This is a genomic window from Nonomuraea sp. NPDC048892 (assembly GCF_040649735.1).
Classification (GTDB): domain Bacteria; phylum Actinomycetota; class Actinomycetes; order Streptosporangiales; family Streptosporangiaceae; genus Nonomuraea; species Nonomuraea maheshkhaliensis.
Window position 1 is genome coordinate 130,237 of the sequence record NZ_JBEZFZ010000016.1, and the last position, 19,000, is coordinate 149,236.

Below are 19,000 nucleotides of genomic sequence, written 5' to 3' on the forward strand. Positions count from 1 at the left end.
GGCGGCTCTCAGGTGCGGGGCTCGGGGGTCAGCCGAAGACGGCGGGGGGTGGGACCGGGGCGAGGACCGAGTCGCCGTCCTTGATGGGGGCCGCGCCGGCGACGAAGTTCGTCAGCGCCTCCCCGTGGACGCAGCGCGCCTGCGTCAGGCCGCCGGCCGCCCGCCGAGTCAGCAGGTCCATCGGCAGCTCGGTACGGGAGGCGGCCACGATGAGGTTGCCGAAGCGGCGCCCGCGCAGGATGCCGGGCTCGGCCAGCAGGGCCACGTGCCGGAACGTGCCCGTGACCGTGGCCACCAGGCGCCGGGCGAAGGCGAGGCCCTTGCCGTCGGCCAGGTTGATCAGCAGGGTCCCGGACGGGCGCAGGACACGGGCGATGTCACCCATGTACTCGGCCGTGGCCAGCTCGACCGGCATCGTGGCCCCGGTGAACGCGTCGAGGACGACCAGGTCGGCGGTCTCGTCCCACACCTTGGCCGTGCCCTCGCGACCGCCCGCGATGATGACCTTCAGCCGGGGCACCGAGCGCAGGTCGAGCTGCTCGCGTACCAGGTTGACCAGCAGGCCGTCCGGTTCGATGACGATGTGCCGGGTGTCGGGCCGGGTGGCGGCCACGTAGCGGGGGATCGTGCAGGCGCCACCGCCCACATGGACGCAGCTGAGCGCCCCTTCTGGCAAAAGGTCGATCACATCCGCCATGAGTCGTACATACTCAAATTCCAGAAATGTCGGGTCTTGTAGATCTACATACGACTGAGGTACGCCATCCTTGGACAGCACCCAGCCGTCCTGCCTGTCCAGATCCCGGAGCAGCTCGATCTCGCCGAAAGTCACCGGGTACAGGCCAGGCATCGGCTCTCGCTGTCCACGTGCCACGTCTGATCCCCTCCTGGGAGAAACCGTATGCGACGACGAAGGCTGATTGTGCTCGTTATCGCCGTTGTCGCGGTAGTCGGGGCGGGTGCCTTCGCCGTCATGGCGTCGAGCCGGGTCAAGGGCAGCGCCGCCGAGACGGCCTCCAAGTACTTCGCGGCCTGGCGTGAGGCGGACGCGACGGAGATGGCCCGCCTGGTCTACCAGCCTCCGCCGGACTTCGTCGTACGGCACCGCGCGCTGAGCGACGACCTGCACGTCGAGTCCATCGAACTCGTGCCCGGCCCGGTGAAGAGTACGGGGGAGGAGAGCGCCGAGGTGCCGTTCTCGGGGGTGCGGCAGTTGTCGGAGTTCGGGGCGTGGCCGTTCGACAGCGTGTTACGCCTGGCCGTACGCGACCGGGCCTGGAAGGTGCTGTGGGCGCCCGAGACCCTGCACCCGCTGCTCAAGGACGGTGGCACGCTGGAACTGGCGGAGATCGACGCCTCGGCGGCCGAACTCGTCACGGCGGAGGGCGACAAGATCCCGAACGACAGCTACGCCGACGCCTACCTCAACCCGCTCAAACCCGAGTTCGAGCAGGCGGTGCACGGCTGGGCGCTGGTCTCCAAGGTGCCGGGGCAGCCGGACAAGCAGCTGATGACCCGGCGGCCCGAGGCGAACGTCGAGCGCACCACCCTGTCACGTCCTGTCCAGGCGGCGGCCGCGCGGGCGCTGGACGGGGTGGAGGACTCCACGATCATCGTCATCCGGCCCAGCACCGGCGAGATCATCGGCCTGGCCGACCGGCTCAAGGACAACTACAGCGCCGTCCGCGACGTCTTCCCGCCCGGCTCCGTCTTCAAGACGATCACCGCGGCGGCCCTGCTCAAGAGCGGGCTCGACCCGGGGGCCCAGGTCGGCTGCCCGGGCACGTACCAGATCCCCTTCCACGGCCTGTACGAGAACGACGGCGAAGTGGACCGCGGGGTTGTCACGTTCACCGACGCCTTCGCCCACTCGTGCAACACCACCTTCGTCGAGCAGGGCACCACGAGGCTGGCGGGCGCCGCCCTGCGCGAGACGGCGGACGAATGGGGTTTCGGCCGGCCGATCGCCACCGGCATCGGCGGGACCTGCGGCACCGTGCCGGAGACCACCGACCTCGACATGCTCGCCGCCGACGTCATCGGTCAGGGCGAGGTCGTCGCCACCCCGCTCTGCATGGCCGCGCTCGCCGCCGCCGTGGAGAGCGGCACCTGGCGCTCGCCGCGGCTGCTGTCCAAGGAGCAGGTACGCCGCATCGACGGCGTCCCGCACGGCGACGTCGTCATGGACGGGACGATCGTGGCCGCGCTGCGGGACATGATGTCGGCCGTCGTCGACCACGGCACCGCCCGCGACATGGGACTGCCCGAGGGGGTCGCGGGCAAGACCGGGACCGCCGAGGTGGAGGGGGAGACCTCGCACGCCTGGTTCATCGGATACCGCGACGACCTGGCCTTCTGCGTCTTCATCAGGAACGGCGGCTCGGGCCGCGCGGCGGCCGTCCCGGTGGCCGCCCGCTTCCTGCAGGGCCTGTGATTCCACCGGGGCCGGAAGGAGAGCGTCCGCTAACCTACGGTACCGTAGGTTTCATGACGACCATCACCGTAAAGCCCAGGCTGCGAGGCTGGTTGCACACCGGAGCACTGCCTGTCACCCTCGTCGCGGGGTTCGTGCTCGTGGCGCTCGGGCCCACCTTGCAGGCGCGCGCCGCCGCCGCCGTCTACGCCGTCACCTCGGCCCTGCTCTTCGGCATCTCCGCCACCTACCACCGCAGTGAGCTCGGCCCCCGGCTCGCGGAGTTCCTGCGCCGGGTGGACCACGCGAACATCTACCTGATCATCGCCGGGACCTACACCCCGTTCGCCCTCCTCGCGCTCGACGGCGTGCCCCGCGTCGCGGTGCTCTCGGTCAGCTGGGGCGGCGCCCTGGCCGGCGTGCTGTTCCGGGTGTTGTGGATGAACGCGCCGCGCTGGCTCTACACGGTGCTCTACCTGGGGCTCGGCTGGACCGCGGTCTTCGTCATGCCGCAACTGCTCGAAGGCGCCGGCGTGGCCGCCGTCGTGCTGGTGGCGGTCGGGGGCGTGTTCTACTCGGCCGGAGCCGTCGTCTACGGCCTGCGCCGCCCCGATCCGTCCCCTCGCTGGTTCGGCTTCCACGAGGTATTCCACGCCTTCACCGTCGCCGCGTACCTGGTGCAGTACATCGCGGTGTCGATCGTGGTCTACTCCCACGTCTGATCTCCACTGATCCCCACGCGGTGGTAAAAGGCATCATTTGACCCGACGCTGGTCTGTTCGAGGGCGCTCTGCGGAAAGCAGACCAGCATGGGGGATATCGCTCGTTCGTGGTGGTTGCTGCTGATCCGGGGCCTGGCAGCCATCGTCTTCGGCATCCTGGCGCTCATCTGGCCCGGGATCACGCTGCTCGTCCTGGTGGTCTTCTTCGGCGTGTACGCCATCGTCAGCGGCGTGTCCGAACTGTTCGCCGGGTTCCGGCACGGGGAACGGTCACGTGTCTGGCTGATCGTCTCGGGCATCCTCGGCATCCTGGCCGGCATCGTGGCCTTCGTCTGGCCGGGCATCACCGCCGTCGCCCTGCTTTACATCATCGCCTTCTGGGCCATCTTCAGCGGCATCGCCGAGATCGTGGCCGGCGTGCAGCTGCGCAAGGTGATCGACAACGAGTGGATGTTCATCGTCGGCGGCATCCTGTCGGTGATCTTCGGTGTCCTGCTGCTCATCTGGCCCAAGGCGGGTCTGCTGGGCCTGGCCTGGCTGATCGGCGTCTTCGCCGTCCTCTACGGCATCGCGATGATCGCTCTGTCTCTACGCGTGAAGAACTTCACTTCGGGGGCAGGTATCCCGTAAATTTTGTATGGATGCCGACATTCTTCAAGAGGAATGTCAGGCACCCGATTCGCTGCGGAGGCGCTATGGACGTACACGCCCGCCTTGCCCGCCACCTTCTCGTCGACGGATACCGGCTCGTGCTCGACCTGGAGCTCAGCCACGGCTCCTGGCTGGTCGACGCCAGGAACGGCCGCCGCTACCTCGACTTCTACACCTTCTTCGCCTCGGCCCCCCTGGGCGTGAACCCGCCCTTCGACCCCGACTTCACCCAGCTGCTCGGCCAGGTGGCCCGCAACAAGCCGGCCAACCCCGACATCTACACCGAGCACCTGGCCGACTTCGTCGACACCTTCGCCCGCGTGCTCGGCGACCCCGCCCTGCCGCACCTGTTCTTCGTCGAGGGCGGCGCCCTCGCGGTCGAGAACGCGCTGAAGACCGCCTTCGACTGGAAGAGCCGCCGCAACGAGGCCGCGGGCCGATCACGCGACCTGGGCACCCAGGTGCTGCACCTGACCAAGGCCTTCCACGGCCGCAGCGGCTACACGCTGAGCCTGACCAACACCGAGCCGGGCAAGACCGACCGATTCCCCACCTTCGGCTGGCCGCGCATCGACGTGCCCGCCATCCACTTCGGCGACGTCGAGGCGGCCGAGGAGCGGGCGCTGGCCCAGGCGCGGGCGGCGTTCGAGCGCCACCCGCACGACATCGCCTGCTTCATCGCCGAGCCCATCCAGGGCGAGGGCGGCGACAACCACATGCGGCCCGAGTTCCTCCAGGCCATGCAGCGGCTGTGCCACGAGTACGACGCCCTGTTCATCCTCGACGAGGTGCAGACCGGTGGCGGCACGACCGGGACGCCGTGGGCGTACCAGCAGCTCGGGCTGGAGCCCGACGTGGTGGCCTTCGCCAAGAAGGTCCAGGTCGGCGGGATCATGGCGGGCCGCAGGGTGGACGAGGTGCCCGACAACGTCTTCCGGCAGAGCGGCCGGATCAACTCGACGTGGGGCGGCGGCCTGGTGGACATGGTGCGCAGCCGCGGCATCCTGGAGATCGTCGAGCGCGACGGCCTGATCGCCCGTGCCGCGACCGTGGGAGAGATGCTGCTCGAACGCCTCACCAAGCTGGAGGCCGAACGGCCCGAGATCCTGTCCAACGTGCGCGGGCGCGGGCTGATGTGCGCCTTCGACCTGCCCGACCAGGCCGCCCGCGACGCGCTGGTGACCCGGCTCAGGGAGGAGCACGCGGTGCTGGTGCTGCCGTGCGGGCCCAGGTCCGTACGCCTGCGCCCGGCGTTGAACATCCCCGAGCCCGACCTCGACCACGGCCTGACCGCCCTGTCGGCGGCCCTGTAGACAGCACTCTCGGTGGGGGCTACTGGGTGACGCTGGTGGCGGTGCGCCTCGGCCCGGCGTACCGCCAGAAGAAGTTGAGCAGGACGCTCACCCGGTTGCGCCCGCCCAGCAGGTACGCCACGTGAATGAAGATCCACACCAGCCACGCGGGCAGCCCGCGCATGGTCAGCCCGTTGGCCAGCTGCAGCACGGCCTCCGCCTTGCCCACCGTCGCCATGATCCCCGGATCCTGGTACGCGAACGGCTCAAGCGGCCGGCCCTGTATCGCCGCGGCGATCTGCTTGCCCACGTGCTTGCCCATCTGGATCGCCGGCTGGGCGAGCTGGGGCAGCGGATCCGGCTGCCCGGCCAGGTCTCCTGCCACGAAGATCTCGGGATGCTCGGGCACGGTGAGCGCTTCCGTGACCGTGATCCGGCCGCCCTTGCCCTGCGGCAGCCCCCAGGCGCCCACCTCGGGCGGCGCGGTGACGCCCAGGGCCCACACGGTCACGTCGCTGGGCAGCCGGGTGCCGTCCTTGAGCACCACCGCGTCCGGTTCGACGGAGGCCACGGTGGAGCCCAGCCGCAGGCGCACGCCGCGCTTGCGCAGCGCTTTGGCCGCCGAGTCGCGCAGCCGCGGCTTGTACGGCGCGAGCACGTAGTCGAACCGCTCGACCAGCGTCACGCTCGTCTGGTCCGGCCGCACCTCGGGATGCGTCAGCGGGATCGTGCGCCGCCGCAGCTCGGCCAGCGTGCCGGCCATCTCGACCCCGGTCGCGCCCGCGCCCACCACCACGACGTGGGTGCCCTCGCGCCGGCCGGCCGCGGTGTCCTCCAGGCAGTGCTGCATCAGCCGGCGCAGCCTGGCGGCGTCGTTGAGCGAGTAGATGGGATGCGCGTTCTCCTGCGCGCCCGCCACGTTGAGCCAGTTGGTGGTGACCCCGGTGGCCAGCACCAGGTAGTCGTAGTCGAGCGTGGTCCCGTCGTCGAGCTCGACCCGCCGCTCGTCGGCCAGCACCTTGCTCAGCGAGGCCCGCCGGGCTCGCACGTTGGGCCACTTGGCGGCGAACGTCCTGATCGGGTAGGACACGTCGGACGTCCCCATCCCCGCCGTGGCCACCTGGTATAGCAGTGGCTGGAACGTGGAGTAGGGGTTGCGGTCGACGATCGTGACCAGGGCCCCGCGCCTGGCCAGCTCCCGCGTCGCGTTCAGCCCCGCGAAACCCGCGCCCACGACGACGACCCGCGCTCTCTTCACCATGACAGAGTCCTTCCCCCTCGGCCGCGTCATGGATGCCTATGGCACCGCCAGCATCTCTTAAACCACTGAATACGGGATCGGTGCGAAATTTCGCCGCACGCAAGAGGGCCCTCTCGCGTGATCGGGGGAGCGAGAAGGCCCGTGACGGGGCCGGCGGCTACTCCTGGCGTGAGCGCCACAGGCCGATGGCCGTGACGCGGGAGTCGACGCCGAGCTTGGCGTAGATCCGGTTGACGTGGTTCTTCACGGTCTTCTCGCTGAGGAACAGCCGTCGCGCGATCTGCCCGTTGGACTGGCCAGTGGCGATGAGGTCCATGACCTCGGCTTCGCGTTTGCTCAGGGACGTGAACACGCTATCGAACGCTGCGTCGTCGACTCTCATCCGGCCTCCGGGGGCGCGCAGACGGTCAGATCGCCGAGGGCCCCCGTGCTTCCGGCGTTAGCGGTAGACAGCGAGCATAACCCGCATTGTCATGATTTGGGGCCGTTGTCGGTAGAAAAGACAAACGGCCGGTCCCGAAGGACCGGCCGTTCGCGCTGGGGTGAGTGAAGGGACTTGAACCCTCGACATCCAGGACCACAACCTGGCGCTCTGCCAACTGAGCTACACCCACCATGACCACCCGCTGTGTGGTGGCACAGGAAAAGTGTAGCGGGATTCGGGAGTCTTTACGCCACCCGTTTAGCCGCTGACCCGCTCTGCCAGCGCTCTCGCGGTCGCCGAATCGGGCCCCGGCTGCCCCACGAAGATGGCCGCGCGGTAGTAGCGCAGCTCCCTGATGCTCTCCGTGATGTCCGCCAGAGCACGGTGTCCGCCCTGCTTTTCCGGCGCGGCGAAGTAGACCCGCGGATACCACCGGCGCACCAGCTCCTTGATCGACGAGACGTCGATCATCCGGTAGTGCAAATACGAATCCACCCCGGGCATGTCGCGGGAGATGAACGTGCGATCGGTGCCGATCGAGTTGCCGCAGAGCGGGGCCTTCTTCGGCTCGGGCACGTGGCGGCGGATGTAGTCGAGCACCATCGCCTCCGCCTCCGCCAGCGTCACCCCGCCCGCCAGCTCGGGCAGCAGCCCGGAGGCGGTGTGCATCTCCCGCACGACCTGCGACATCTGCTCCAGGGACTCGGGCGGCGGTTTGATGACCACGTCGACGCCCTCGTCCAGCTGGTTGAGCTCGCTGTCGGTGATCACGCACGCCACTTCGACGAGCGCGTCTCGCCCCAGGTCGAGCCCGGTCATCTCACAGTCGATCCAGACCAGCACGTCACTCATTCGATCTCCTCGCCCAGCGGCTCGGAGCAATCCGCCCGCTTGTTACCCCACCAGCCTAGTGCTATTGCTCAGGCGGGCTTGAGCGAGCCGAGAACCTGCTCGACCACGTCGGTGCCCAGATTGTCGGGAACGGAGACGTACGCGATGGCCGGCCTCTGCCCGTCACCCCGGTCCACGAGCACGATCGCCCCGTTCTCCTTCTTCCACTTGAAGCCCTTCTCCTCCGAGATCTTGGTGAAGTCGAGCTCGAACTGCAACAGCCACGCGTCCTTGTCGCCGACCTTCATCGCCTTGTCCGCGACGATCTTGCTCTCGTGGGCGGGCGCGTAGTAATGGGTGGTGAAGTCCACGAAGACGGCCTTGGCGGTGTCGCCGAGACCCGAGACGCCGGAGTAGGGGTAGAGCTCGTTGAGCACGCCCGTGAAGACGTTGCCGATCCAGTCGGCCTCGCGATCGTAGTTCTCCTGCGCGTCCTGCTTGACCGCGGCCGTCCACTGCTGCTCGGCCGGGCTGCCGCTGTTGACCTCGTTGACCGCGGCCACCTGCCAGCCGCTGGGCACCTTGAAGGCCAGTCCGCTGCGCGGGTCGGTGATCACGCCGTCGACCGGCTGCGGGAACTCGGCTCCCTGGCTCGGCAGCGGATCCTGGGACGGGGGATCCTGGGACGGAGGATCTTCGGTGGGGAAGCGCGGCTCCGCCGTCTCGCTGGGCGGCGACGCGACGAGCGTGCTGTCCCGGTTGATGAAGAAGATCCCGGCCACCACGATCAGTGCGAGCACCACCAGCGCCGCCAGGCCGCCGAACACCCACGGCAGCGGGTTGCCCTGCTTGGGCGGCGGCGGGTAGCCGGGCCCCGGCAGTGGCCCGCCCCACTGCTGCTGCGTGGGGGGCTGCATGGACGGCTGCATTGGCGGCGGCTGCGTGGGGGGCTGCATGGACGGTTGGGCGGGCCCGCCGGGCGCGCCGTAGGCCGACTGTCCGTAGGTGGGGTGGCCGAACTGCAGCGTGGGGTTCGCCGGCGTCGCCGCCCAGCCTGGACCGGTCTGCGGTTGGGGTTGGGGCTGTGATGAGGGCTGTGATTGGGGCTGGGGCTGGGGGAACGCCTGTGTCGGGGCCTGGGCGGACGGCTGGGAGGAGGGCTGCGGCTGGGGTCCGGACGCCGGCTGCCGGCCCGGCGGCTCCTGGGCATGGAGCGCGTCCGTCCACTGGCTGCCGTCCCACCAGCGGAGCTGAGGCTCTCCGTAGGGGTCGGGGTACCAGCCCGCGGGGGTCTGCGTGGTCATGTTCGCCAGATTAGTAAGAACCGCTTTGATATGCATTGCTGAGCTCGATCGGACGGTCTCAGCGCGGCCGTCCCGTCACCCCTCGCAGGAGCCCGTCACCCCTCGCAGGAGCCCGTCAGCACTTGTACGAGCCCGTCAGCACTTGTAGGAGAATGTCGCCTTGTCCGAGCGCACCGGCCCAGGCGTGAGGATCCGCAGCGTGGCCGTGGCCTTGACGTTGCTCCTGCCCCGCAGCGTCCACCGCAGCGGCACCGTGTACGACGTCTTGTCGGCCTGCGTGCGTAACGTCCCCTTGACGACCTCCTTGTCCAGGTTCTTCCGCCACTCGTAGGTGATCTCGCCCGGCGCCCCGTTCGTGACGACCGTGCCGGTGATCACCACAGCGCGGTCGCAGCCCTGCGTCTTCTTCGGCGCCGTCACGTTCACCGACGTGACCGCCAGGTCCGGCCCCGTCCCCAGCTTGAGCCAGGCCAGGACGGCCCCCGCCATCACGATCGCGAACACGACGGCCGACAGGATCGTGCGCCGCCGCCGGGCTCGCGCGACCTTGTCGGCCCGCCCGCCGGGCCGGTGCATGGTGGCCGCCTCGTCGCGCCCCGCCCGCCAGATCCGCTCGGCCTCCGTCTCCTGCCGATTCTGCTGCGGCTGGGTCCCGACCCCCGGCCCGAACTGGACCGGTCCCGCCGAACGGCCGGGGACGTGCAGCAGCGTGACGATGTCGCCCTCGTCCCTGTTCGGCGGCAGGACCGGCGGCGCCACCGAGGCCCGCCCGTACGCCGGCGCCTGAGCGAACGCCGATCTGCCCCGCGCAGCGGCGGCCAGCGCGTCCCTGCTGATGCGGCCGCCCGGCAGCGTGCCGCGCTCGTTGACGAGCAGATCGCGGGCGGCAGCCAGGCCCAGGGTGCCGGCCGTGTTCGCGGCCCGTTCGAACAGCGCGGCCACCTCGGGGGCCTGCCGGCCGGCGGAGGCGCCGAGGCCGCGGGCCAGGGACGCCCAGCCGGCCGCGTCCCGTTCGCGCGGAGAGACCCGCGCCCTGATCGCGTCGGACAGCCCGCGCTCCGACAGCAGCGAGACGCCCTCGGACGTGACGACCACCGTGCCCGGATGCACCGAGCCGTGCGTGACCCCGGCCGAGTGCAGCGCGAGCAGCGTCTGGGCCGTCTCCACCAGGACGGAGGCCGCCCCGCCCGGATCGACGGGACCGGCCGCGAGCAGGTCGGCCAGCGTCGGGCTGACCGCCTGCGCGGTGAGCAGCCACACCTGCTCGCCCGCCGCGACCACGTCCGCCACCGGGATCAGCCCGCTCAGCCCGGCCAGCACGAGCCGCTGGTCGGTCATGACCGCCTGCACGACGCGGTCGCGGACGCCGGGCAGGCCGACGATCTTGGGATCGAACAGCAGCGCGCCGGCCCTGCGGCCGTCGGGCGAGATGGCGTCGATCCAGTTGCCGAGTTCGGTCATCCAGGTGTGCTCGGTGAGCCGGAATCCGGCGATACCGTGATCAGGGTTGTTCATCGCCGCCTGCCCCCCGGGCGCGTCTAGCGCTTCCTTCTGTGACGTCCCGCCATACGGCGCCTCACCGCAAGTGTGACCGGTAGCGCGCCCGTCGTCATCAGGCCGAGCGCGAGCAACGCGCCTGCGGCGCCTCCTCCGGCGGCCCGTGGCACCTCAGGCTCGGCGCGTGGCGGCTCCTGACCGCCCCCGGTCGCCGTCGCGCCGCCGTCGCCTCTCGTGGGGCTGGGCTCGCCCTGGGTGGGCGAGGCCGTGGTCGGTTCGGGGATCGGGTCCGGCCGCCTGGTCGGAGGCGTGGAGCTCGGGGCGTCAGGGGTGGGAGGCCGCTCGCCGTCGGGGCGGTAGACGTCGCCGTTCAGCTCGGGCTCCTCGGTGTCGGTCGCCGTGGGCTTCGCGGTGGTGGGCTTCGGGGTCGGCTTCCGCGTCCTGACCGGCGTCCGCGCCGGGGTGGGGGTCGGCTTCCTGGTTGCCGTGGGCCGCACGACCGGTGGCGCGACACTGCTCGTGGCCGTCGGGACCGGCGCGGAGGTGCTCTCCTCCGGAGTGGGCTCCTCGGGCTGCTCGGTGGCCTCGTCGGGCACGTCCTCCGGAGTCTCCTCGGCGGCCGGATCGGGCTCGGAGGCGGTCGGCGTGACCTCGGTGGTCTGCGCCTGGAGCACCGGTTCCTCGGATCCGGTGCTGACGAACATCACCACGGCCGCGACGAGCACGCCCGCCGTCACCGTGGCCAGGGCGATCTTGACGGGCAGCTTGCTCAGAAGGCTCGGCGGGTCCTCGAAGCTCGTCTCGGCGAGCGCGGTCTCCGTCTGCGCGGGCTCCTCCAGCGCGCTCGGGAAGAGCAGCACCAGCATGCCCGCGAGCGCGGCCAGGCGGCGGCGCCCGCGCTCCTCCCAGTCGTCCCCGTACGCCTGCGCCGCGACGGCCTCCAGCTCGGTCAGGAACGCCTCCGCCGACGGCGGCCGCTGCGCCGGGTCCTTGGCCAGGCCGCGCTCGACCAGGTCGCGCAGCTGCCCGGGGATCTCCTCGGTCGGCGGGGCCACGGCCTGGTGCTGGTGGGCCAGGGCGGCGAGGTTGGGGGCGCGGAAGGGGCGGGTGCCGGTCAGGCACTCGAAGAACACGACGGTGGCCGCGTAGACGTCGGTCGCCGGCCCCGCGGGCTTGCCGGCCCACTGCTCGGGCGCCATGTACGGCGGCGTGCCCGCGGCGCTCGCGTGCTCGCCGGTCCTGACAGCGATGCCGAAGTCCACCAGCTTGGTGGTGCCGTCGCGCTGCACCATGACGTTCTCGGGCTTGAAGTCGCGGTGCACGACCCCGATGGCGTGCGCCGAGGCGAGACCCTGCAGCGAGCCCTTGAGCACCGTCAGCGCCGCCTCGGGCCCTGTGGGCCCCTCGGAGCGCAGTAACTCGCGCAGCGACACCCCGTTGATCAGATCCATGATGATCGCCGCGCCTTGCCCGGCCTCGACGTAGTCGATCAGCCTGGCGTGGTACGCGCTCTGCAGCGTCGCCAGCAGCCTGGCCTCGTGGCGGAACCTGGCCACGAACCCGACGTCGGATCTCAGCTCGTCACTGAGGTATTTGATGGCGACCTCGGCGCCGTCGTAGTCACGCCTGGCCAGGACCACCCGGCCCGCGGCCCCCGAGCCCAGCTCGCGGACCTCGGTGTAGCCCGGGACCCCCCACGGCCCATCACCGTACATAACGGTTCTCCTCTGGAGTAACTAGGGCCCCCACCCTCATCAAACGGTCCGTAGCTTAACCAGAGGGAGCCGCTTTCCCGCTACCGTTATTCAGACAGGCGGGGAAATGTCACCCAACGGTACCGGGAGAGTCGGGCCTCGGTGTGATCTTCGGCGTCGCTCGCGGCGTCTCCTTCGCGGGCTCCTGCGGCTTCTCGCTGGGTGTGTCCTGCGGTTTCTCCACCGGCTTGTCGCTCGGCGGCTCCTTGGGCGGCTCCTCCTCCTGGCACGCCGGAGTGGCGCCGCTACGGCTGTCGCCCCCGCCGGCCGCCGCCGGGTCGGTGGCGGCCGTCACCGACCACTTCGAGCCGCAGGGCAGCTTGGCCCGGTAGGTGAACGAGCGGCTGTAGGAGGTATCGCCCGACAGGGTCACCGCCTGCGTGTCGGCCCCCTCTCCGGCCGCGAGCCTGACGGTGAGCTGTACCGGACCGGTGCCCGCCGTGGTGACCCTGACCTGCGCGGTGATCCCGCCGCTCCCCGCGCCCGCCTCGACGATCGCCACCTGCCGCACCTGCGGCGGGCACGGCACCGAGACCCGCGCCGTGTCGGTCCTGCCGCCCGCGCTCACCCGCACCGACAGCGTCGAGCCGCAGGGACGGGACCTGAACGTGTGGGTGAAGGCCCTGGAGTAGGAGGTGCGGCCGGACAGGGTGGCCTCGCGGGTGCCCACCGCCTCGCCGTCCACCGCGAACCTGGCCTCGACCGGGATCGCGCCGGTGCCGCTCGCGGTGAGCCTGACCCGGGCGGTGGCCGTGCGTCCTGGCGCCTCGGGCAGGCCGAGGGCAACGCTGAGGGCGCTCACCCTGACCGGGCAGGCCGGCACGGACAGGGAGGCCGTCCTGGTGCCGCCGGGGGCCGCAGGTGACGTGGCGACGCTCAACGTGACCGTCCTGCCGCAGGGACGCTCGCCGATCCGCCAGGTCAGCGTGCGGGTGTAGGAGGTGGCGCCGCTGAGGCGCAGGCGCTGGACGGTGCCGTCCGCGCCCCGCGCCGCCCAGGTGGCGGTGACGGTGACCGCGCCGGGGCCGTTCGTGCGGAACGTGACCGTGCTGCGGGCGACGTCGTCGTCGCCGAGCGTGATGCCGCCCACGCTCACTCCCAGCACCGAGGGGGCTGGCGGCGTGCTCGGCTCCGTCGGCGTCGGGGTCGGGGTCGGGGTGGGAGTGGGGGTCGGCGTAGGAGTGGGCGTTGGGGTGGGAGTCGGCGTGATCGTGCTGCTCGGCCGGGTCCCGGGCCTGTCCGGATCCTGGTCGTCGGCTCCTGGCGGGTCCTGCGGGACGGCCTGCGGCGTGGTCCCGGGCTCGGCGGCGGGATCGACGTCGGGATCGGTACCAGTACTCGGATCGGGCTCTGGCTCCGACGGCGGATCGGACGTCGGCGCGGCGACCGGCGCCGTCTCGACCAGGCTGGGCGGCACCGCCGCCGCCGCTCCGACCGGCGTCTCCGGCGGCGGCTGCCGGTTGACCAGCACGACCACCACCGCCACGGCCGCCGCCGAGGCCACCGCGCCGCCCATGGCCAGGCGCCGCGTGTTCGAGCGCAGGCCGCGGAAGACCGTCCTGGCCAGCGACGTGGCCACCTCGGGCGCGGGGGCGGTCTGCGGAGTCGGTAACAGCAGCGCGAGCAGCGCCACGAGCGCGGCCAGCCGGCGCCTGCCGCGCTCTTCCCAGTCCTCCCCGTACGCCGCCCTGGCCACCGCCTCCAGCTCGGCCACGAACGCCATCGCCCCGTCGGGCCGCCGCGCCGGATCCTTGGCCAGCCCGCGCCGCACCAGCTCGCGCACCGGCTCCGGCGCGTCGAGGAAGGGCACGGGGGCGTGCACGTGCTGGTAGCCGAGCACGCTCGGCTCCGTGGAGCGGTAGGGCCGGTGCCCCGTCAGGCACTCGAAGAAGACGGCCGTGGCCGCGTACACATCGGTGGCCGGCGAGGCCGGCTGCCTCTCCCACAGCTCGGGCGCCATGTACGGAGGCGTCCCCTCCGGCTGCACCGTCGTGCCCTGCCTGACCGCGATGCCGAAGTCGACCAGTTTGCTGGCTCCGTCGTCGCGGACGATCACGTTCTCCGGCTTGTAGTCCCGGTGGACCAGCCCCATCTCGTGCGCCTTGGCCAGCCCCAGCAGCGAGCCTTTGAGCACGACCAGCGCCGCCTCCGGCTCGGTCGTGCCGTTCTCGCGCAGCAGCGCCCGCAGGGAGACGCCGTCGACCAGCTCCATCACGATGGCCGCGCCGCCGAAGTCCTGGACGTACTCCCACATCGTGGCGATGTTCGGATCGCGCAGCGTGGTCAGCAGCCGCGCCTCCGACTGGAACCTGGCCAGCGCGGCCGGATCACGCCGCAACTCCTCGGACAGGTACTTGATCGCCACCCTGACCCCGGTGTCGTCGTGCACAGCCTGGACGACGCGCCCGCTGGCACCCGCCCCGAGCTGCTTTATCTCCGTGTAACCGGGAGCACTCCACTGCATATCCGCTCTCCCATCAGGAGCCGGCCCACCTGATGAGACGCGTGATCAAGGGCTGGGGTTTTCCAGGTGGTACCGGATTCATGGAACTACTCCCGATGGAGGATGTGAACAGGCGTATCGATACCTTCTGGGAGCACCGAATCCCGCTCGGGTTCGCCCCACGACGTGACCAGCGGCAACACCCCGGCCCACACCGGCAGGTCGTAGTCCTCCTCCTCGTCCACGGGACCGCCCCTGCGGATCTTGACCGAGGCCTCGTCCAGCGGCAGCGCCAGCACCGCCGTGGCGGCCAGCTCCTTGCGGTTCGGCTTGCGCACGTAGTCCCACTGGCCCGGCGCGAGCTGCTCGGCCAGCGCCCGCAGCCCCTCCATGCGCTCGTCCTCGTCCGTCACCAGCGTGGCCCGGCCGTACACGATCGCCGAGCGGTAGTTGACGGAGTGGTGGAAGATCGAGCGGGCCAGCACGATGCCGTCGAGGTGGGTGACGGTGACGCAGACCTCGGTGCCCTCGCCGGCGCGCAGTGACAAGGCACCGGTGGAGCCGTGCAGGTAGAGGGTCTCGCCGATGCGGCCGTAGCCGGTCGGCACGACCATGGGGTGGCCGTTCACGATCACGCCCAGGTGGCAGACGAGGCCGGTGTCGAGCACCTCGTACAGGTCGTCACGGTCGGTGCTGCCGCGCTCCTTCGAGCGTCCCAGCGTCGTACGGGGAGTGGTGGAGAGCATGATTCGACCGTAGCCAGGAAGTGGACCTACGCTGTAGGGCCACTATCCACCCCTTCGCAGAGACCACTTCCATGCGCAACCACGTTGACCTGCCCATATCGCTCTCGCGCGAGGCGGACGAACCGCTCACCGCCCAGCTCGCCGGCTGGCTGCGCCACGCCATGCTGGACGGCACGCTGGCCGCGGGCGAGCGGCTGCCGTCCACCCGCGGCCTGGCGGCCCAGCTCGCGGTCAGCAGGACCGTGGTGACGGAGGCGTACCAGCAGCTCTACGCGGAGGGATGGCTGGACGGGCGGCACGGCTCCGGCACGTTCGTGGCCGACATCGAGCAGCCGGCGCGCCCGCCCGCGCCGGCCGAGCGCGGCGTGTCCGCGCCCGCCCCGCCGCCGCCACCGGCGGACGTGATCGACCTCACGGCCGGCCGGCCCTGGGTGCGCGACTACGACCGGGCGGCCTGGAAGCGGGCCTGGCGCCGGGCCGCCGACCTGCCGCCGAGCGCGGACCCCGACCCGTACGGCCTGCCACGCCTGCGCGAGCTGCTCGCCGAGCACCTCAGACGCGCCAGGGGCATGGCCGTCGGCCCCGAGAACATCATGGTCACCCGGGGCACCGGCAACGGCCTCGACCTGTGCGCGCTGGCCCTGCTCCGCCCCGGCGCGAAGGCCGGCGTGGAGGACCCCGGCTACCACGTGGCGCGCACGGTGTTCGGGGTCAGGGGCGCCGAGGTGGTGCCCTGCCCGGTCGACGCCGACGGCGTGATCGTCGACACGCTGCCGTCCGACCTGCGCGTGCTCTACACCACGCCCGCCCACCAGTACCCGCTGGGCGGCCGCCTGCCGATCCCGCGCAGGGAGCGCCTGCTGGCCTGGGCGCGGAGCACGGGCGCGACCATCGTGGAGGACGACTACGACGCCGAGTTCCGCTACGACGTCGCCCCGCTGCCCGCGCTCTACGGCCTCGACCCCGAGCGGGTGGTGCTGCTCGGCACGCTGTCCAAGATCCTCGCGTCCGACGTGGGCGTGGGCTGGCTGGTCGGGGAGGCCGGGCTGGTCGGCCGGCTCGCCGAGCTGCGCCGCGCGATGGGCGACCGCACCAGCGGGCCCGTCCAGCAGGCGGTGGCGACCCTGCTGGAGCGCGGCGACATCGACCGGCACCTGCGCAGGATGCGCTTGGAGTACGCGCGCCGCCGCGCCGCCGTCGTCGAGCTCCTCGGCCCGGTCTGCCGGCTGCGCGGCGACACGGCCGGGCTGCACGTCCTGGCCGAGCTGCCCGCGCCCCTGGTGCCCGTCGTCGTGGCGCGGGCCGGGGAGCAGGGTGTGCTGCTCGACTCCACCGAGCGCCACCACCACGCCGGCACGCGCCTGCACGGCCTGGTCATCGGGTACGGCTCCGCCTCGCTCCCCGAAGTCAGGCGGGGCTGCAAGATCCTGGCCGCCCTCATCCGTGCGGGCCGGCCGTAGGCGGCTCCAGAAGGCGCAGAACGGGCAGGGAGCGGGCGGTGTACATCGGGTCCACCGGCAGCACGTGCCTGGCCCACCAGCGCGCGGGTGCGGGGTCGGGGGAGTGCTCGGTGAAGGCGGGGGCGTAGTCGTCGTACGGCGGGTCGTACAGGTAGCCCGTGGAGACCCCGTGCCGCTCCAGCTCGGCGATGGCCGCGTCTCTGTCGCGCACCAGGAGCGGCACCCGGAACAGCGGCCGCCGCAGGTCGTCGAGCACGGCCGGCGCGACCGTGGGCAGCTCGGCCAGGCGCTGCACGCCCGCCAGCCGGCGCGCCCGGTCGCGGGGCACCTTGGCCACCCGCCGCGCCTGGTACCAGCGGGCCACCCGCCCCCGGCGGGCGCGGTAGAGGTGCAGGTCGGCGTGGACCCAGGGGTCGAAGGGCGCCAGCGAGGGGATCTGCTTGAGCGCCCGTTCGAGCTCCGGCGCGGCCAGCGCGATGCGGAAGCCCTCACGCGGCTCCTGGAGGCCGAGACGGCGCATGAGCTTGAGCGCGGGGCGCACCAGGTCGAGCTTGAGCGCCGCCTGCCGGGCCATGGACGTGCCCACGCTCAGCAGGTCGGCGCGCAGGGACCCGCGGGTCAGCAACTCGTCACGGGCGCGGGTCAGCGCCTTGAGATCGGCCTGGCTCTCCACGGCCAGCACGCCGCCCGAGCCCGCGCCGGGGTGCTTGGACAGGCTGAACACCCCGGCCTGGCCGAAGGTGCCGAGGGGCCGTCCGCCGAGGTCGGTCTCCATCGCGTGCGCGACGTCCTCGATCAGGATCTTCCCGGCGAAGGCGGGGGCGTCGTCGGGCAGGCCGTACAGGTTGGTCGTCAGCACGGCGTCGACCGCGCCGAGATCCACCCGGGCGACGTCGATGTTGCCGTCACGGGGAGACAGCGGCGCGATCACCGGGCGCAGCCCGGCCGCGAGCACCAGGAAGAGGATCTCGTCGGCGGAGATGGGGGACATCAGCAGCCGCTGACCGGGCCGGCACCAGTGGCGTAGCGCCAGGTAGAGGCCGAGCCGGTTGGACGGTAGCGACAGGCAGTGACGGCCTGTGCGCTCTGCGATGCGTTTCACCCTTGTAGGACAGTACGCAGTCTTCCGTACGTTTTCAACGCCTTGTCAGCAGTTTTGAGCAGCAACGGATTGGCCATGACCGTCGCGCGGGTCTTGCGCGCGGGCACCCGCATCAGCCAGTGCACCCCGGCCGCCACGCCCACCCTGGCCACGCGCCCCTCGGCCACCTCCAGCTCGCCGTTCTTGAGCTTGTCCTTGTACTCCTTCTGGCCCCGGCCCATGTCGACGATCTCGATGCCGGACTCGGCGGCCCGTTCGGCCATCGCCAGGTGGTGGATGAGGCCGGGGGAGTATTTGCTGTATTGCGGGTCGTAGGCGGGGAACCAGCCCGCGAGCGTGGTGCGGGTGCGGATGCCGAAGTGGCCGGCCACCGGCCGGTCGTCCACGTAGATCATGTCCAGCACCCCGGCGAAGCTCTCGGACTGCGTGGCCAGCAGCCGCTCGACCAGCTCCACGATCCACTTGTGGGCGAACCTGTCGGTGCGGCCGGTGCGCCGGTATTGATCGGTCTTCCAGCCCAGCAGCGTGCGCAGGGGCGCCAGGTCGGTGGTCGCGTAGTCGTGGCGCATCGGCCCGGCCTCGCGCTGGAGCTTGCGCGACTTGGCCAGGGTGGACTTGTACGTCTTGCCGGAGTGCAGGCGCAGGAACTCCGTGTAACGTTCCCAGCCGTCGCGCAGGTCGATGATCGGCGAGGGATGCCGCTCGTGATGCTCGCCCATCAGCGGCTGACCGGCCACCAGGTGGTCGAACTCGTAGACGGACAGCCCGCAGGCCTTGATCAGCCGGACCGGGTCGATGTGCACGTCCTTGGCGTGCACCAGCCCCTGCGCGTCGGTGAGCCCGGAGGCGACGGGCTTGCCGACGCCCAGGGGATGTCGCTCGAACGGGAAGAAACCCACGATCTCCTGGCCGTCGTGGACGACGGCGACTCTGACGTCATCGCGGAGTTCGCCCACCGTGAGCGTGAACTCGGGGGAGAGGAAGGGATTGTCGAAGGCGGCGTGCGCTTCCTGGAGTGCGCGCCATCGGGTCACTTCCGTCGGGCCCAGTTCGCGAGGCAGGGCAAGGGTGATGCGCATGGGCTCCTACTGTCGGCATGC

The 19,000-nt window shown here is 71.3% G+C and carries 16 protein-coding genes and 1 tRNA gene; 5 read left to right on the top strand and 12 right to left on the bottom strand.

Going from position 1 to position 19,000, the window contains the following annotated elements; all coding sequences use genetic code 11:
* Nucleotides 1-28: 28 nt before the first annotated feature.
* Complete coding sequence (locus AB0C28_RS38475; RefSeq protein WP_358080370.1) at nucleotides 29-850, bottom strand: fused MFS/spermidine synthase; 822 nt, start codon at nucleotides 848-850, stop codon at nucleotides 29-31.
* A gap of 123 nt (nucleotides 851-973) precedes the next feature.
* On the opposite strand from AB0C28_RS38475, the gene AB0C28_RS38480 reads away from it, so the two are divergent.
* From AB0C28_RS38480 to lat, 4 genes are all read left to right on the top strand, one after another.
* Nucleotides 974-2,434: a penicillin-binding transpeptidase domain-containing protein gene (locus tag AB0C28_RS38480; RefSeq protein ID WP_358080371.1), complete on the top strand. Its 1,461-nt coding sequence runs from the start codon at nucleotides 974-976 to the stop codon at nucleotides 2,432-2,434.
* A gap of 53 nt (nucleotides 2,435-2,487) precedes the next feature.
* Nucleotides 2,488-3,135, top strand: coding sequence for a hemolysin III family protein (locus tag AB0C28_RS38485; RefSeq protein WP_357848099.1), 648 nt, complete (start codon nucleotides 2,488-2,490; stop codon nucleotides 3,133-3,135).
* Nucleotides 3,136-3,222: 87 nt separating this feature from the next.
* Nucleotides 3,223-3,765 (top strand): HdeD family acid-resistance protein, encoded by a 543-nt coding sequence (locus AB0C28_RS38490; protein WP_357848097.1) that lies wholly within the window; start codon nucleotides 3,223-3,225, stop codon nucleotides 3,763-3,765.
* Nucleotides 3,766-3,830: 65 nt separating this feature from the next.
* Complete coding sequence (gene lat, locus AB0C28_RS38495; protein WP_357848095.1) at nucleotides 3,831-5,099, top strand: L-lysine 6-transaminase; 1,269 nt, start codon at nucleotides 3,831-3,833, stop codon at nucleotides 5,097-5,099.
* A 19-nt stretch (nucleotides 5,100-5,118) separates the two neighbouring features.
* Here the strand turns inward: lat and AB0C28_RS38500 are convergent, their stop codons facing one another.
* From AB0C28_RS38500 to AB0C28_RS38540, 9 genes are all read right to left on the bottom strand, one after another.
* Nucleotides 5,119-6,339 carry an NAD(P)/FAD-dependent oxidoreductase gene (locus AB0C28_RS38500; RefSeq protein ID WP_358080372.1) on the bottom strand — a complete coding sequence of 407 codons (1,221 nt, stop codon included), beginning with the start codon at nucleotides 6,337-6,339 and terminating at the stop codon, nucleotides 5,119-5,121.
* 157 nt (nucleotides 6,340-6,496) lie between these two features.
* Nucleotides 6,497-6,691 carry a LuxR C-terminal-related transcriptional regulator gene (locus AB0C28_RS38505; protein WP_326636162.1) on the bottom strand — a complete coding sequence of 65 codons (195 nt, stop codon included), beginning with the start codon at nucleotides 6,689-6,691 and terminating at the stop codon, nucleotides 6,497-6,499.
* 186 nt (nucleotides 6,692-6,877) lie between these two features.
* A tRNA-His gene (locus tag AB0C28_RS38510) sits at nucleotides 6,878-6,953 on the bottom strand.
* Between the two features lie 68 nt (nucleotides 6,954-7,021).
* A complete protein-coding gene (orn, locus tag AB0C28_RS38515; RefSeq protein ID WP_346111927.1) occupies nucleotides 7,022-7,615 on the bottom strand; it encodes an oligoribonuclease in 594 nt (197 codons plus the stop codon).
* A 68-nt stretch (nucleotides 7,616-7,683) separates the two neighbouring features.
* Nucleotides 7,684-8,898: a DUF2510 domain-containing protein gene (locus tag AB0C28_RS38520; protein WP_358080373.1), complete on the bottom strand. Its 1,215-nt coding sequence runs from the start codon at nucleotides 8,896-8,898 to the stop codon at nucleotides 7,684-7,686.
* Between the two features lie 135 nt (nucleotides 8,899-9,033).
* Nucleotides 9,034-10,413, bottom strand: a complete 1,380-nt coding sequence (locus AB0C28_RS38525) for a hypothetical protein (RefSeq protein ID WP_358080374.1) — start codon at nucleotides 10,411-10,413, stop codon at nucleotides 9,034-9,036.
* A 23-nt stretch (nucleotides 10,414-10,436) separates the two neighbouring features.
* The gene (locus AB0C28_RS38530) at nucleotides 10,437-12,110 is read right to left on the bottom strand and encodes a protein kinase (RefSeq protein ID WP_357848086.1); all 1,674 of its coding nucleotides are present in this window, start codon (nucleotides 12,108-12,110) and stop codon (nucleotides 10,437-10,439) included.
* A 109-nt stretch (nucleotides 12,111-12,219) separates the two neighbouring features.
* Complete coding sequence (locus AB0C28_RS38535) at nucleotides 12,220-14,613, bottom strand: protein kinase (protein ID WP_358080375.1); 2,394 nt, start codon at nucleotides 14,611-14,613, stop codon at nucleotides 12,220-12,222.
* Nucleotides 14,614-14,699: 86 nt separating this feature from the next.
* A complete protein-coding gene (locus AB0C28_RS38540; protein ID WP_357848082.1) occupies nucleotides 14,700-15,338 on the bottom strand; it encodes a pyridoxamine 5'-phosphate oxidase family protein in 639 nt (212 codons plus the stop codon).
* Between the two features lie 71 nt (nucleotides 15,339-15,409).
* Between AB0C28_RS38540 and AB0C28_RS38545 the strand changes: the two genes are divergently transcribed.
* Entirely contained in the window at nucleotides 15,410-16,798 is a 1,389-nt protein-coding gene (locus AB0C28_RS38545; RefSeq protein WP_358080376.1) for a PLP-dependent aminotransferase family protein, read from the top strand.
* Here the strand turns inward: AB0C28_RS38545 and AB0C28_RS38550 are convergent.
* Together AB0C28_RS38550 and AB0C28_RS38555 are read right to left on the bottom strand one after the other, a co-directional pair.
* Nucleotides 16,776-17,900, bottom strand: a complete 1,125-nt coding sequence (locus AB0C28_RS38550; protein ID WP_357848079.1) for a DegT/DnrJ/EryC1/StrS family aminotransferase — start codon at nucleotides 17,898-17,900, stop codon at nucleotides 16,776-16,778. The genes AB0C28_RS38545 and AB0C28_RS38550 overlap by 23 nt on opposite strands.
* Nucleotides 17,897-18,979, bottom strand: coding sequence for a GNAT family N-acetyltransferase (locus tag AB0C28_RS38555; RefSeq protein WP_357848077.1), 1,083 nt, complete (start codon nucleotides 18,977-18,979; stop codon nucleotides 17,897-17,899). The genes AB0C28_RS38550 and AB0C28_RS38555 overlap by 4 nt, the downstream gene beginning before the upstream one ends.
* Nucleotides 18,980-19,000: the final 21 nt, after the last annotated feature.

Coding starts and splice junctions, on each gene's coding strand:
- AB0C28_RS38475 (WP_358080370.1), bottom strand. CDS start 850: ATGCCTGGCCTGTACCCGGTGACTTTCGGCGAGATCGAGCTGCTCCGG.
- AB0C28_RS38480 (WP_358080371.1), top strand. CDS start 974: ATGGCGTCGAGCCGGGTCAAGGGCAGCGCCGCCGAGACGGCCTCCAAG.
- AB0C28_RS38485 (WP_357848099.1), top strand. CDS start 2,488: ATGACGACCATCACCGTAAAGCCCAGGCTGCGAGGCTGGTTGCACACC.
- AB0C28_RS38490 (WP_357848097.1), top strand. CDS start 3,223: ATGGGGGATATCGCTCGTTCGTGGTGGTTGCTGCTGATCCGGGGCCTG.
- lat (WP_357848095.1), top strand. CDS start 3,831: ATGGACGTACACGCCCGCCTTGCCCGCCACCTTCTCGTCGACGGATAC.
- AB0C28_RS38500 (WP_358080372.1), bottom strand. CDS start 6,339: ATGGTGAAGAGAGCGCGGGTCGTCGTCGTGGGCGCGGGTTTCGCGGGG.
- orn (WP_346111927.1), bottom strand. CDS start 7,615: ATGAGTGACGTGCTGGTCTGGATCGACTGTGAGATGACCGGGCTCGAC.
- AB0C28_RS38520 (WP_358080373.1), bottom strand. CDS start 8,898: ATGACCACGCAGACCCCCGCGGGCTGGTACCCCGACCCCTACGGAGAG.
- AB0C28_RS38525 (WP_358080374.1), bottom strand. CDS start 10,413: ATGAACAACCCTGATCACGGTATCGCCGGATTCCGGCTCACCGAGCAC.
- AB0C28_RS38530 (WP_357848086.1), bottom strand. CDS start 12,110: ATGTACGGTGATGGGCCGTGGGGGGTCCCGGGCTACACCGAGGTCCGC.
- AB0C28_RS38535 (WP_358080375.1), bottom strand. CDS start 14,613: ATGCAGTGGAGTGCTCCCGGTTACACGGAGATAAAGCAGCTCGGGGCG.
- AB0C28_RS38540 (WP_357848082.1), bottom strand. CDS start 15,338: ATGCTCTCCACCACTCCCCGTACGACGCTGGGACGCTCGAAGGAGCGC.
- AB0C28_RS38545 (WP_358080376.1), top strand. CDS start 15,410: ATGCGCAACCACGTTGACCTGCCCATATCGCTCTCGCGCGAGGCGGAC.
- AB0C28_RS38555 (WP_357848077.1), bottom strand. CDS start 18,979: ATGCGCATCACCCTTGCCCTGCCTCGCGAACTGGGCCCGACGGAAGTG.